At 37.6% G+C, this 13,995-nt stretch carries 12 protein-coding genes; 9 read left to right on the top strand and 3 right to left on the bottom strand.

The genetic code is table 11. From position 1 onward, the window contains the following. From V7137_RS19735 to brnQ, 6 genes are all read left to right on the top strand, one after another. Positions 1-217, top strand: a 217-nt coding sequence (locus V7137_RS19735; RefSeq protein ID WP_335699654.1) for a hypothetical protein, incomplete at its 5' end; no start/stop codon positions are given. Positions 218-305: 88 nt separating this feature from the next. Beyond that, on the top strand, positions 306-1,328 hold the full coding sequence (locus V7137_RS19730; protein ID WP_335699653.1) for a DMT family transporter: 1,023 nt from the start codon (positions 306-308) through the stop codon (positions 1,326-1,328). 27 nt (positions 1,329-1,355) lie between these two features. Beyond that, positions 1,356-1,820 carry a flavin reductase family protein gene (locus V7137_RS19725; protein WP_335699652.1) on the top strand — a complete coding sequence of 155 codons (465 nt, stop codon included), beginning with the start codon at positions 1,356-1,358 and terminating at the stop codon, positions 1,818-1,820. A 615-nt stretch (positions 1,821-2,435) separates the two neighbouring features. Then, complete coding sequence (locus V7137_RS19720) at positions 2,436-3,206, top strand: L,D-transpeptidase family protein (RefSeq protein WP_335699651.1); 771 nt, start codon at positions 2,436-2,438, stop codon at positions 3,204-3,206. 145 nt (positions 3,207-3,351) lie between these two features. Then, on the top strand, positions 3,352-4,563 hold the full coding sequence (locus V7137_RS19715) for a GNAT family N-acetyltransferase (RefSeq protein WP_335699650.1): 1,212 nt from the start codon (positions 3,352-3,354) through the stop codon (positions 4,561-4,563). 153 nt (positions 4,564-4,716) lie between these two features. After that, positions 4,717-6,036 carry a branched-chain amino acid transport system II carrier protein gene (brnQ, locus tag V7137_RS19710; RefSeq protein ID WP_335699649.1) on the top strand — a complete coding sequence of 440 codons (1,320 nt, stop codon included), beginning with the start codon at positions 4,717-4,719 and terminating at the stop codon, positions 6,034-6,036. Between the two features lie 30 nt (positions 6,037-6,066). On the opposite strand, the gene V7137_RS19705 is transcribed toward brnQ, so the two are convergent. Further along, entirely contained in the window at positions 6,067-6,402 is a 336-nt protein-coding gene (locus V7137_RS19705; protein ID WP_144552185.1) for a hypothetical protein, read from the bottom strand. 159 nt (positions 6,403-6,561) lie between these two features. Between V7137_RS19705 and V7137_RS19700 the strand changes: the two genes are divergently transcribed. Next, positions 6,562-6,852, top strand: a complete 291-nt coding sequence (locus V7137_RS19700) for a transcriptional regulator SplA domain-containing protein (RefSeq protein WP_335699648.1) — start codon at positions 6,562-6,564, stop codon at positions 6,850-6,852. Continuing rightward, entirely contained in the window at positions 6,845-7,873 is a 1,029-nt protein-coding gene (splB, locus tag V7137_RS19695) for a spore photoproduct lyase (protein WP_335699647.1), read from the top strand. Before V7137_RS19700 ends, splB begins: the two co-directional genes overlap by 8 nt. 41 nt (positions 7,874-7,914) lie before the next feature. On the opposite strand, the gene V7137_RS19690 is transcribed toward splB, so the two are convergent. Next, on the bottom strand, positions 7,915-9,519 hold the full coding sequence (locus V7137_RS19690; RefSeq protein WP_335699646.1) for an MDR family MFS transporter: 1,605 nt from the start codon (positions 9,517-9,519) through the stop codon (positions 7,915-7,917). A 110-nt stretch (positions 9,520-9,629) separates the two neighbouring features. Beyond that, positions 9,630-10,490, bottom strand: a complete 861-nt coding sequence (locus tag V7137_RS19685) for a TetR/AcrR family transcriptional regulator (protein WP_335699645.1) — start codon at positions 10,488-10,490, stop codon at positions 9,630-9,632. A 152-nt stretch (positions 10,491-10,642) separates the two neighbouring features. Here V7137_RS19685 and V7137_RS19680 point away from each other — a divergent pair, with 152 nt between their 5' ends. After that, the gene (locus V7137_RS19680; protein WP_335699644.1) at positions 10,643-13,807 is read left to right on the top strand and encodes an efflux RND transporter permease subunit; all 3,165 of its coding nucleotides are present in this window, start codon (positions 10,643-10,645) and stop codon (positions 13,805-13,807) included. Positions 13,808-13,995: the final 188 nt, after the last annotated feature.

Genomic DNA, 13,995 nt, shown 5'->3' with positions numbered 1-13,995 from the left:
AGCACTTCAGCGTTGGGAAGATATAATTAGACCCATTGCGGAAAAGACTCAAATTTGGTCTAGGATTTATGGTGCAGCAGCTTCAAACTGGCCAAAGGATTTATTAAGTATACGCTCTGAGATTATCAAACAAGTAATGGATTCTGAAAATATCGATCAGATGTTAAGTCTAGCTGCTAGACATGTTACCGGATCAAAGGAAGTATATGTAGGATAAGATATAGACGGCCGGATATAAACGCAGGATGGATGTTGATGGCGATTAATATGGTGTATTCTAAACCAAACAAAAGGGGCGGGTAGATATGAATAATTTTGAGAAACAGCAGGAAATTTCAAAAACAAAATCAGGTAATTCTCAACTCAAAGGAATTTTAATTGTTCTATTTGCCTCAGCTCTTTTTTCTAGTCTAGGGACCTTAACTAACTTTGCATATGAAGCTGGGATAAGTCCTGTTGCATTTGCCACTTGGCGTGAAACAATTGGAGCAATTACCATGGTAGTTCTCCTTGTTTTTGGTATAGGACGGCCAGCTCATACTGAACGCACACCTTTATCACAGATTCCTAAATGGCAGTTACGCAATTTATGTCTCGCGGCTATTATGTTTATGTCTTACAGTCTGGCGATATTTTATGCATTCGTGCATTTAACAGTTGCGCTGGCACTTCTTCTATTTTACATCTATCCAGCTCTGGTGACAGTGATCTGTGCTATCACTGGGCGTGAATCGTTTACTCGACCGAAGTTTATTGCTCTCTTGTTAGCTTTAGGGGGAAGTACTCTGGCTATTCTTGGACAAATGCTTGGAGGGGATGCTGTTCGATTCGATTCACTTGGTATTATCCTCGCACTTGGAGCGGCGGTAGGAATGTCGATTTATTTTCTTGTTGGCCGTAATGGTTATCCAAGTATTCCAGCTTCGTACGCGACAACTCTTTTTCTAACGGCAGGTGCGGTAGTTTTTGCTGTGATTGGCTTTGTTTTCGGAGAAAAGGAGTCACTGATACAACCCTTACACGATGCTTCACTTTGGCCAATTTTGCTATTTGCAGGCGTTGTTGGAGCTGCAATTCCTACAATGATGTTATTGACAGGTATTCGAATGATCGGTGCATCAAGAGCCTCAATTTTGGCTATATTTGAACCGATTTCTGGTGCGATAGTTGCTTCAATGTTTTTGGGACAAAATCTTTACTTCAATCAAATAATCGGTGGCGTTCTTATTCTGAGTGCAGCTGTTATTTTGCAGCGCAACATAGAACCTAAAGTTGAACGCTCAGTGGAACTTCCAGTAGATGACTTGTTGAATCCAATTGGAAAATGATTCAGCTGTAGGAGAGGAGAATACAAAATGGATGATCGTCAATTTCGTAGTGCAATGGGGAAATTTGCAACAGGCGTAACGGTTATTACGACAGAAGTGGATGGAGAAGTACATGGTATGACAGCGAATGCTTTCATGTCCGTTTCACTCGAACCAAAGCTCGTCGTCATCTCAATTGGAGAAAAAGCGCGAATTCTTAACAAAATCAAAGAAAGCAAAATCTTTTCAGTAAATATTTTAGCCGCGGATCAAAAGGAACTTTCAATGATTTTTGCAGGTCAGTTGAAGGAACACCGTGAAGTCGAGTTTGATTGTCTTGATGGAAAACCAGTTTTATCAGGTGTAGTGGCACAAATTGCTTGTGAAGTATCGGCAGAGCATCTTGAAGGGGACCATACATTATTTATTGGGAAAGTGACCGATATTCATCTTGAAGATTCTGAACCGCTCGTTTTTTATAGCGGACGTTATCGTTCATTATTAGAAGAATAACTTGCCACATAATAGTGCATAACCTTGGATGTTTTTTGTGGGACGTCTCCCGTATAACTGTTGGCGCAGTTATATATCATGGGAGGCGTCTTTTCGTTTTTCTGAATTAAATTCGGCTTCTCATTTTTATTTTCTAATTACTTAACTTCTCTATTAATCTTTGATTCTACTAAATAAGGAGAAAAGTAAAAGAATGGTTCTAGAAGTATCTTATATTACGTCAGATGGATATAGAAAATATAAGATTTTCTTATTAATTTTGTATTGTTTTTTAATTTTAGGCGATGGGAGCAAGATAGGGAACTCCAAACGAATGCAAACCGCGCATGTGCATACCAATGATGAGAGATGCTATTAAAACACCATATAAAACTTTGTTTAAGTTTGGTAGAAGCATGGTAAAGGCAACCAGCTCACCGAAAGGAAATGTAATTGTTGTTGGAAATAATGTCTTAAATATTGGGCGCCACCCGAATTCTAAAACTGAAATTATAAAAATAATAAGATGGTCATTTTTGCTCAATTTGTAATATTTTTAGTAAATTTGTAATTTGTACAAGCCCTTCCGACATAGGATACACGGATTAGTATTTATGTGGTATTGGAGGGGTTAGATTGCACAAAAAGTGGTTAATTTTTCTTGTATTTGCTTTTTTTATGTTGTCTAGTTTTTTTGTTGGTGTCCCGTCAGGTTCTGCAGCCTCCACTGGAAAGTTGATTATTATTAACAAGACCACCAACCGGCTTGCGTACTTTGAAAACGGTGTGTATAAAAAACAGTTTAAAGTTGGAACCGGGAGAAAAAGATCGTATACACCAGAAGGCAAGTTTAAGATTGTTAATAAGATTAAGAACAGGCCGTACTATAAGGGACATATACCAGGTGGAGACCCTCGTAATCCCCTTGGTAACCGCTGGCTCGGTTTGAATGCCCGCGGAACATGGGGGACAACATATGGGATTCATGGAAACAACAACCCAAGTTCGATTGGCGGTTATGTCAGCAGCGGCTGTATTCGAATGTATGATAATGAGGTAGAATGGCTGTATAATCAAGTACCAACTGGAACCCCAGTGATCATCACCTCTTCAGGGAAATCTTTCAATGCGATTGCATCAGCCAATGGTTATAAAGTGAAAGGCGGGTCAAATGCTCCAACCGTTCCAGTTAGTTCCAGTGGCGAAATCTTGAAAAAGGGCAGTCGTGGTCCTTCTGTCCAGGAGCTCCAACGCAAGTTGACTTCCCTAGGCTATAGCACAAAAGGTGTAGATGGTGTCTTTGGAGTAAATACCGATATTGCAGTCCGTAACTTTCAAAAAGCTCACAAATTGACTGCAGATGGGATTGTTGGTCCGGCAACGAAAAAAGCGCTCGGAATAAAGTAATAAAATAGTCAGTGACCATGAAGTTGCTCCAATTGATGAGCAGCTTTTTTTATTTTGATTTTAGTCAGTTTTTTTCGGAAGGTTTACATAAATTTTTACAAAATACATGAATATAGAGTAAGAGTGTAAATTTGGAGGGAATCGTATGAGTCGACTAGACAGGCTCAAAATGGAGAAAGTGGAACCAAAACATTGGCGGCAGTTCAATGAGTTATTGCGTTATGTTTTCCAAGTGACCAAAAAAGACTTACAAAGGGTGGGTTGGGAGGAACGTGAAATAGCATTAGCAAAACTACCTGTTTTGGAGCAGGCGGATGTGTTGGGCTGGTTTGATGGTGAAAAACTGATATCCCAAGTAGCTGTTTATCCCTTTCAAGTCAATATTTTTGGAAAAACATTTGAGATGGGCGGTTTGACAGGAGTCGGGACCTATCCAGAGTATGCCAATCTAGGACTGATGAATAAGCTGATTTGGCAGGCACTAGCGGATATGAAGGATAGAAAGCAATCAATTTCCTATTTATATCCCTATTCATTACCTTTTTATCGGAAGAGAGGTTGGGAGATCATTTCCGACAAGATGACTTTTGAAATCAAAGACTATCAATTGCCGAAGGTTAAGAAAGTATCAGGCTATGTTAATCGGTTAGATATTGATCATCCAGACATTAAAACGGTTTACAAGCTCTTTTCTAGGAAACAACATGCAGCTATGATTCGAAATAATTTAGCATGGGAGGAGTACTGGAGATGGGATTTGGATGATTTAACAGCAGCGGTTTACTATGATAGTTCTCACCAGCCAAAAGGGTATCTGTTGTACTGGATATCACATGATGTGCTTCATATAAAAGAAATGGTTTATATGAATGAAGAGGCGCGAATCGGACTTTGGAATTTTGTCAGTGCCCATTTTTCGATGGTTTCAAAAGTTGTCGGAGCCATCTATACGGATGAACCATTGGCATTTTGGCTTGAAGATGGGGATATTAAAGAAACAATCGCGCCTTATTTCATGGCCCGAATTGTAGATGTTAAACAGTTTATTAATCAATATCCTTTTAGAGCACCAGGCGTAGATGTAAACTTGACAATCAGACTTGATGATCCATTATTAGAATGGAATCAGGGAATTTATAAATTACATATATCCGCTGTTGGTCAGGGTGAACTTATATCAAGTCAGGACCAGCCTTCTTTAACTATTGATATCCAGACATTGTCGACCCTGTTACTCGGGTACAAAAGACCGTCCTATTTGGCAAGGATTGGAAGACTATCTAGTAATGAACAAACCGTGAAAATATTAGAGAATTTAATTGAGCGAGACACACCTTACTTCTCCGATTATTTTTGATGCTGTTTCAAGCGTTGTTTTTTTCCTCTTTCGTTATTCGGAAGAGGAATTTTTATAATTCAATCATTGAATATTTAAAATAAATAATACATAATAGGTTAAATCTAGTTTATTATTATGGAATAATATTTTTTATTAAAAAGGAGTTTATGAATGAATTTTTCTGCCAAACAGATTGTTTTTATTAGTTTTATGTTATTTTCCATGTTTTTTGGGGCGGGTAACCTGATCTTTCCACCATTTTTGGGGCAAGCTGCGGGGAATCATCTTTGGACAGCTCTTGCTGGTTTTATTGTTTCAGCAGTCGGACTGCCTATTTTAGGAGTTATTGCTGTGGCTAAAGCAGGAAGTTTTAACGAGCTAAACCTACGGGTTCATCCTTATTTTGCTCTCATCTTTCCATTTTTCATATATATCGCGATTGGACCTGGATTGGCTATTCCTCGTGCTGGAAGTCTCGCTTTTGAAATGGGATTAGCTCCTTTTTTACCAGAAAATTTGGTCGGAAGTCCGCTATCATTGTTTATTTATAGTATTGTCTTTTTTGGATTAGTAGCTTGGTTATGTATGTACCCTTCAAAACTTGTCGACCTTTTTGGGAAATTATTGACGCCAATCCTACTGGCCCTGATTGCAATTATTTTTGTAAAAAGCTTAATTGACCCAATCGGTTCCTTCGCAGCTCCGAAGGATAATTATGTTTCAAATCCTGTCTTCCAAGGATTTTTAGATGGTTATTTAACAATGGATGCATTGGCTGCCTTAGCATTTGGTATTGTCATTGCCAATACATTGAAATCACAAGGAGTACTAGATACAAAAAAAAGATCCGTATATATGATGTACGCTGGATTAGGTGCAGGGTTGCTATTAACCGTGATCTATCTTATTTTAGGTTATTTAGGTGCAGCCAGTTCATCCTTAGGAAAAACGGAGAATGGGGCCCAAATATTGTCTAATGTTATGACCCACTTGTTTGGCCAAAGTGGGACCTTACTATTAGGGTTAGTTTTTACGATTGCCTGTTTTTGCGTATCCATTGGTTTAGTTACATCCTGCAGTCAATTTTTCGCAAATGCCATTCCAAAAATTACGTATAAAACGTGGGTAATCATCCTAACAGTTCTTAGCACCGCCATTGCTAATTTAGGTTTAACGCAAATCTTACAGGTCTCCGTTCCGATTCTAGGTTTGATTTACCCGATTGCGATCGTGATGATCATGTTAGGCCTCATCGATAATTTAATTAAGAATTCGCGGCAGATTTATATCACTGTTGTCATCTTTGTTGCTCTATTTAGTATTATTGATACGATTAATAAAACATTCCTCGCCAATGAATGGAGCGGGGCACTTGAAATCCTTCCCTTTTATACGGAAGGAATAGGATGGATTATCCCAGCCCTGCTGGGTTTAATAGTAGGATATCTTCTTGGAATGTTTAATGAAAAACCATCAACTGAACTAAAATAAAAAACACGGCTACAGCCGTGTTTTTGCTTTTTACGATTGTTTTTTATCGGTTTTTTTCTCAGTTAGAGCACGGTAGATTTGGGTGTACATACTGCCTTGAACAATATTTTGAAGGAAAAAATCTCCAATCAATTTTAAGTATTCTTCATCCTCAAACATTTTTTTGTTTTGTAATTCCATTTCTGCTAAACCTTCATATTTGGTAAGGAGGGCATATGTATGATCTTCTCCAGAAACGGGTGTTAAGATCTCAACATTGTGATCATAGTTTTCGTTTCGGAACGTTTTAATTTCCTTTAAGTTTTCAATACCTTCTTTAAATTTATCCTGTTTAATCTCAAATGTCTGATAGACAAAAATGGCCATTCGCTGCATCCCCTAAATAGATTTTACAAACGTAATTGTAAATTTCCCTTAAAAGCAGCATTTTATTCTTATTCCATGGCATAAAACCTTCATTAAAAATGAGTTTGGAAATGGAAAAAATTCGTCCATCTTAAAAATCTAATCCGGAGAATAATACTAATGATTAGTTATAACCTTGATTTGAGAGTGGCAGGTGAATATATGTTGTCATATCAACCAGGACAAGTCGTCTACATTATTATTCGGAATCCACATGCCCAAGATGTAGCAAATGTTCAACAAGCGGCAGTTGTACAAAATCCGGATAACTTGGATCAACTGTCTCTTTTTGTCTACGAAACCTACTATCCTTTAACAGAGGAAGTAGCAGTTTATTCATCGGCAGAGGAAGCTGAATTTGCCTATCAAGATGCATTTGGTTTAACAGAGATGGAGGACTATTATGGTTAAGCCCTTTGTTCCACAACTTGTTTATGTTGAGCCAAGTGCCCTAGAATACCCACTTGGAAAAGAATTAATCGCTAAATTTGAAAATATGGGAATCGAAATTAGAGAAACAACGTCGCATAATCAAATTCGAAATTTACCAGGCGATAATGATTTTCAAAAATATCGGGTTGCCAAATCAACCTTGGTGATTGGGGTAAGGAAAACATTAAAGTTTGATACATCTAAACCTTCTGCAGAATATGCGATCCCGTTTGTAACTGGGTGCATGGGGCATTGTCATTATTGCTACTTACAGACAACAATGGGAAGTAAACCTTATATTCGTACTTATGTGAACCTTGAAGAAATTTTCGAGGCGGCCGATAATTATATGAAAGAACGCGCGCCTGTACCCACTAGGTTTGAAGCCTCGTGTACATCTGATATCGTAGGTGTTGACCATCTAACCCATACATTAAAAAAAGCGATTGAGTTCTTTGGACAATCGGAATATGGCAAACTCCGTTTCGTAACCAAATTTGCCCATGTGGATCATTTACTAGATGCAAACCATAATGGAAAAACACGTTTTCGCTTCAGTGTCAATGATGATTATATTATCAAGAATTTTGAACCAGGTACATCAAGGCTGCCAGAACGAATTGAGGCAGCGGGGAAGGTTGCTGTTGCTGGTTTTCCGTTAGGTTTTATTATTGCACCGATTTATTTACATGAAGGCTGGAAAGAAGGATATAAAGATATGTTAGAAAAGCTGGAAGCTGAACTTCCCAAGTCGGCTAAAAAGGATTTAACCTTTGAAATGATTCAGCATCGGTTTACAAAACCAGCGAAGCGTGTTATCCAAAAAAATTACCCGATGACAAAACTCGAATTAGATGAAACAAAACGCAAGTGGAAATGGGGACGTTATGGGATTGGAAAATTTGTCTATACGAATGAAGAGCAAGATGATATAAAGGATACGCTAGGCAGATATATTAACACCTATTTTCCACAGGCAAAAATAGAATATTTCACATAGAAAAAGAGGGATTCAACGAATCCCCCTTTATTTATTGAGTATTATGATTCAGTTGCACTCTTACCAAAAGCTGTGGTTTCTTTTTCGCTGTCATCCTTAAGTTCATTATCTTTTTTAATTCGCCCCTTGCCAACCGCAAGTGCTACCAAGACTCCGATACCAATAAAGATCAGCCCTGTCAAGAAAACCGTAGAAAATGAATCTGACCAGGCAATTTGAATGGAATGAATCACGCTATTTTGGATATCTTCAGGCATTTTTAAAAGACTCGGATTGAGAAGTAAACTAAATAAAGAATCCGTTTTTTCTGAAAGAACTTTTAATGCTTGGTGCGCAATTGGATTTTCAGTATCATTTGCAGCATGAATCATTTCACCTTTAAGAGTATGGTTCATAATTGAATTTAAAATGGTAATCCCAATGGTACCACCAATGGAGCGAAAGAAAGTGGAAGCGGATGTTACCGTTCCAAGTTGCGACTTTGGAAATTCATTTTGGATCGCAATCATTAAGGTTGGCATTACTAAGCCCATCCCTAAGCCAAGAACAACCATATAGGCATAGGCAGTAAATTCGTTAGAATCGATGCCCATTGTACTCATTAAAAAGAATCCTAATGCACCAAGAAGCATACCAGCTGTTAATACAGAGCGGAAGCTAAATCTTAGTAATAATTGCCCGCCAATGATACTTGCCGCAATCATAGCAATCATCATTGGAGTCATGGTAGATCCAGCTTGGGTAGGTGAAACACCAAGAATACCCTGCATGTACATCGGTACGAACATAATTGCGCCAAACATGCCAAGCCCAAGTAAAAATCCTAAAGCATTCATCGTTGCAAAAGTTCGATTTTTAAAAAATGAAAGATCCAAGATTGGTTCGACCGCTTTTCGCTCGATAAATCCGAAAACGATTAGCAGCAAGATTGAACCTCCGAAAATAAAGAAAGATGTCGTAGAAGCCCAGTCAAATTTATCTCCGCCGAAAGTCAAACCAAGTAATAATAAAACAATAGCAGGAATAAGTGTGATGATCCCAAGATAATCAATATTCACTTTGCCGTTATTTCCAATAGTTTCGTTCTTTAATCCCATAAAGATTAAGATCGCAGAAAGCAGTCCAAAAGGAACGTTAATCAGGAAAATCCAGTGCCAGCTAATGCTATCGACAATAATTCCACCTAAGAAAGGCCCGATAACTGAACTTAACCCAAAGAGTCCACCAAAAATTCCTTGCCATTTCGCTCGTTGTTCTGCTGTAAAGATATCCCCAATAATCGTTTGAGACAGGGGCATGATCATCCCGCCGCCAATTCCTTGAAGACCTCTATAGATTACTAGCTGTTCCATTGATGTGGCAGTTGCACATAAACCAGAGCCTATAATAAAGATGATTGTTCCAAGTAAATATAGGAACCTTCTTCCGTACAAATCAGAAAGTTTTCCAACAATGGGGACAACTGTTGTCGATGTAATCATATAAGCCGTTGTAACCCATGCGAAAATAGTAAAGCCATTTAACTCTGCAATAATCGTCGGCATGGCTGTTCCAACGATTGTTTGTTCCAAAGCACTGAAAAACATACCGATAATTAGCCCGGTTATGACTAATTTTGTATTAATCCGTTTTTCTTCTCTCGCCATATCTTTTTCTCCTATCTTCACGTTTTAAATAAGTTCCGTCCTACAATATACATTATTACTGTCCGGTCAGTCAATCGTTTTTATAGGAAAGGATATTTCAAAAGAAATCCTTATAGTTCAAATCCATAAAAATCAGCCATTTCCTTGTTGAATGGTTCTAGTGCTGCTATTCCTTTAAAATTGGAAAGCATTCCTTTGATGACTGGAAGACGGGGACTTTGTTTGTTAATTTCTTCTTCAAGGACGTCTAATGATATTTCTAAAGCTTCTCTATTTTCTATTTGATCTATTTCATTCCTCATTTTTTGGACAATATTATTTACATTTGCTGGTTCAAAACAGTGCTTTGAATTTTTTATTATATTCCCCATCTTTTCCTCAGTTATGAAGGGGTCTTCGCTTGAAATGTCTTTTACGATACTATCCATTCTTTTCATTAAAAAATGGGATAGTTTCTCAATCTCAAACTCCGCAGGTTCGAGCATCAATAATCCCACATACGTTTGAAACAATCCTTCAAGAATCAAAGCTAAATCAATCGAAAAAGGCTCTATCTTTTGACCATAAATAGAAACTAATCCTTTGCGATGTAATAAATGAGATTCAAAACGCTTTTTGAAGAAAAGTTTTTTGATTTCTTCATTCCTTGGGATTGCCTGTTCTTTGGAGAGCATAATCATAAATTCTTTATGACCAATAAATGTTCTGAAAAAAGCAGTGATTTGCTTGATGAATTTTTCTCGAGGAGATAAATCTTGGTTTTCAAAAACAAACCTACTTGATTCAATCGTATCAAATATATATTCCAGAATTGAGAGTAATAAATCATCTTTTGATTTAAAATGTAAATAGAAAGCCCCTTTAGAAATATTACTTTCAGTAGCTATCTCTTGGACCGAGGTCGATGAAAAACCTTTTTGAGCAAAAAGCTTCATCCCTGATTGAATAATTACTTTCTCCTTTTCTGTCAAAATAAACCCTCCATTACAAAATGTACCGATGTTGTATGTATAATCCTTGACTTATGACTGGCTGGTCAGTATTATTAAATTTGTTATGACCGCATAGTCAATCCTATTCGATTCAGACCGAAATGTCAACAAGGTATAAAAAGGAGAGAAATATGAAGAAAATCATTCAGTTTTCATTGAAGAACAAATTTGCAGTTTGGCTGTTAACTATTATTGTTACCGTTGCTGGATTGTATTCCGGAATGAACATGAAACTAGAAACCATTCCTAATATTAGTACACCACTTGTTTCAGTTTTGGCTGTGTATCCAGGTGCGACACCAGAACAAGTAGCTGAGAAAGTGACAGTACCAATTGAAAAACGAGTGGAAAATTTAGATGGGGTTTCGGTCGTTAGTTCATCTTCTTTTCAAAACGCTTCATCTATTCAAATAGAATACAATTTTGAAAAAGACATGGAAAAAGCTCAAAATGAAGTAAAGGAAGCACTAAGCAATCTTAAACTACCTGATGGGGTAGAGGAGCCAGAAGTTTCTCGGATGAGTTTTTCTGCCTTTCCGGTCATGTCATTAAGTATCACCAACTCTAAACAATCGTTGGCGGAATTAACAAAAACGGCAGAAGAAGAGATCGTTCCAGAACTGGAAGGTATTGAGGGAGTATCAACCGTTCAAATTTCAGGTCAACAAGTGGACGAAGTTCAATTAAAATTTAACCAGGCAAAATTAAAGCAATACGGCCTATCTGAAGAAACCGTTAAGAATTTAATTAAAGCATCAGATGTTACCATGCCTTTAGGGTTATACACATTCAAAGATACACAAAAATCTGTTGTGATTGATGGTAATGTTTCGACTATTGACGACTTAAAAGCTATAAAAATTCCCGTTATTCCAACAGCAGGAAGTGCGCAGCAAGGAGCGGCGGCTACTCAACAAAACCAAGGACAACCGGGTATAACCGCTGGCCAAGTTAACCAAGGCAAACCTTCAGCACAGTCTTCTGCAGCTGTCCCTACGGTAGAACTGAAAGAGATTGCCGCTATTGAGGTAGTTGGGAAAGCGGAATCTATTTCGAGGACAAATGGAGAAGAGTCAATCGGAGTCCAAATTACAAGTACACAAGACGCAAATACAGTGGACGTTGTGAACGCTGTTAAAGAAAAATTGGGTGATTTAGAAGATCACGTTGATGGATTAAAGGTTACGACCATTTTTGATCAGGGAAAACCTATTGAAGAATCTGTCTCAACCATGTTGAATAAAGCCATTTTCGGTGCCATATTTGCTATGGTTATCATCTTACTTTTCTTAAGAAATTTCCGCACAACCATTATTTCGGTTATCTCGATTCCATTATCCATTTTAATAGCGATTTTACTGCTAAAACAAATGGATATTACTCTTAATATGATGACTCTTGGGGCAATGACAGTTGCCATCGGCCGTGTTATTGATGATTCAATTGTTGTTATTGAAAACATTTTTAGACGGATGTCTCTTAAAAATGAAACATTAAGTGGTAAGGAATTAATTGTTGCTGCCACGAGAGAGATGTTTATGCCAATCTTTTCGTCAACCATTGTAACAATTGCTGTGTTCCTTCCATTAGGTTTAGTGAAAGGTCCAGTTGGTGAAATGTTTTTACCTTTTGCCTTAACAATCGTTTTTGCCTTGCTGGCATCGCTATTAGTAGCCATTACAGTTGTTCCGATGATGGCCCATTCGTTATTTAAAAAGGGTATATCCGAAAAACAAGTTCATGTTGAACATAAACCAGGGAAATTAGCATTAGGATATAAAAAGATTCTCAATTGGTCATTAAACCATAAAATCATTACGTTCGGGTTAGCCATTCTTTTATTAGTAGGCAGCTTGTTCCTTGTACCGGTTATTGGAGTAAGTTTCTTGCCATCTGATGAACAAAAAATGGTAGTGGCCACTTATAAACCTGCTCCAGGACAAACATTGGATGAAGTGGAACGGATTGCAACGGAAGCAGAGGGATTTTTTGAAAACAGAACAGGAGTAAAGACGATTCAGTTTTCCGTCGGCGGAGAGAATCCAATGAATCCTGGACAAAGCAATTCGGCTATGTTTTTTGTTGAATATGACAAAGATACCAAAAACTTTTCCAAAGAAACGGAAAATGTTATCAATGATTTAAACAAACGAAATGATAAAGGAGAATGGGCTAGTCAAGACTTCTCAGGTATGGGTTCATCAAATGCACTTTCGTATAATGTATATGGTGACAATATGGATGAGATTGAACCATTCGTAAACGATATCGCGAAAATTTTAAAAAGTAATGACTCACTTCGAAATGTGAAGACAAGTATTGCTGACACCTATGAAGAATATACTTTGGTCGCTAATCAGGAAAAGTTAAGTCAATTAGGGCTTACCCCTGCACAAGTAGGAATGGAACTTGCGGGTAATGGCCAGCGACAAGTATTGACCACCATTGAAAATGACGGAAAAGAAATGAATGTTTATTTAGAAGTCGAAAAAGATGATTATGAAGATATAAATGAACTAACTGAAAAAACCATCCAATCACCAATGGGAATAGCCGTCCCTATTAAGGATGTCATCGATATCAAAAAAGGAAATACATCTGATACGATTACAAGACGTGATGGACGTATTTTTGCAAGTGTAAGTGCTGAAATTACGACCAAGGATGTCTCAAAAGTTTCAACTGCAGTTCAAAAGAAAGTAGACAAATTAAAACTTCCTGCATCTGTTGATATTTCCGCAGGCGGGGTATCGGAGGATATCGCAGAATCGTTTACACAATTAGGTTTAGCTATGCTGGCAGCGATTGCGATTGTCTATTTAGTACTCGTCATTACATTTGGCGGAGGGTTAGCTCCGTTAGCGATTCTATTCTCATTGCCATTTACGATCATCGGCGGACTTTTAGGTTTATTGGTATCAGGTGAAACCTTAAGTGTATCAGCCATGATTGGTGCCTTGATGTTAATTGGTATCGTTGTAACAAATGCGATTGTACTAATTGACCGTGTTATTCATAAAGAGAATGATGGATTAACAACCAGAGAGGCCCTTCTTGAGGCAGCTGGAACACGCCTTCGCCCAATTCTAATGACAGCCATTGCGACTATTGGAGCACTTATCCCACTTGCTGTCGGAATGGAGGGCAGTGGACTTATTTCGAAGGGATTAGGTGTCACTGTTATCGGTGGATTAACAAGTTCGACGCTGCTTACATTAGTAATCGTACCGATTGTGTATGAAACTCTTATGAAAATGAAGCGTAAAGAAAAGAAGCAGGTAGAGAAAGTTTTATAAGTAAAATAATATAAATAGAAGCTGATTCTTCGTTAAGAAATTATTAACGGTTGAGTCAGCTTCTTTATATTTTCACCTAGTACTTGACATTTTTTAAAAAAAGAGTATAGTAAGATACTTGTGTTGGCCATTTTGATTTTTTCTTGAATTATTCATGGATTGTTCATATTTAAACGTTACAATAGATG

The sequence above is a fragment of the Neobacillus drentensis genome (assembly GCF_036962765.1).
Taxonomy (GTDB): domain Bacteria; phylum Bacillota; class Bacilli; order Bacillales; family Cytobacillaceae; genus Neobacillus; species Neobacillus drentensis_C.
This window is presented reverse-complemented; position numbering and strand designations above follow the sequence as displayed.

What these genes read in the sequence shown, in the direction of transcription:
- V7137_RS19680 (WP_335699644.1), top strand. Translation starts at nt 10,643, where the DNA reads ATGAAGAAAATCATTCAGTTTTCATTGAAGAACAAATTTGCAGTTTGG.
- V7137_RS19700 (WP_335699648.1), top strand. Translation starts at nt 6,562, where the DNA reads ATGATTAGTTATAACCTTGATTTGAGAGTGGCAGGTGAATATATGTTG.
- brnQ (WP_335699649.1), top strand. Translation starts at nt 4,717, where the DNA reads ATGAATTTTTCTGCCAAACAGATTGTTTTTATTAGTTTTATGTTATTT.
- V7137_RS19725 (WP_335699652.1), top strand. Translation starts at nt 1,356, where the DNA reads ATGGATGATCGTCAATTTCGTAGTGCAATGGGGAAATTTGCAACAGGC.
- V7137_RS19715 (WP_335699650.1), top strand. Translation starts at nt 3,352, where the DNA reads ATGAGTCGACTAGACAGGCTCAAAATGGAGAAAGTGGAACCAAAACAT.
- V7137_RS19690 (WP_335699646.1), bottom strand. Translation starts at nt 9,519, where the DNA reads ATGGCGAGAGAAGAAAAACGGATTAATACAAAATTAGTCATAACCGGG.
- V7137_RS19730 (WP_335699653.1), top strand. Translation starts at nt 306, where the DNA reads ATGAATAATTTTGAGAAACAGCAGGAAATTTCAAAAACAAAATCAGGT.
- splB (WP_335699647.1), top strand. Translation starts at nt 6,845, where the DNA reads ATGGTTAAGCCCTTTGTTCCACAACTTGTTTATGTTGAGCCAAGTGCC.
- V7137_RS19705 (WP_144552185.1), bottom strand. Translation starts at nt 6,402, where the DNA reads ATGGCCATTTTTGTCTATCAGACATTTGAGATTAAACAGGATAAATTT.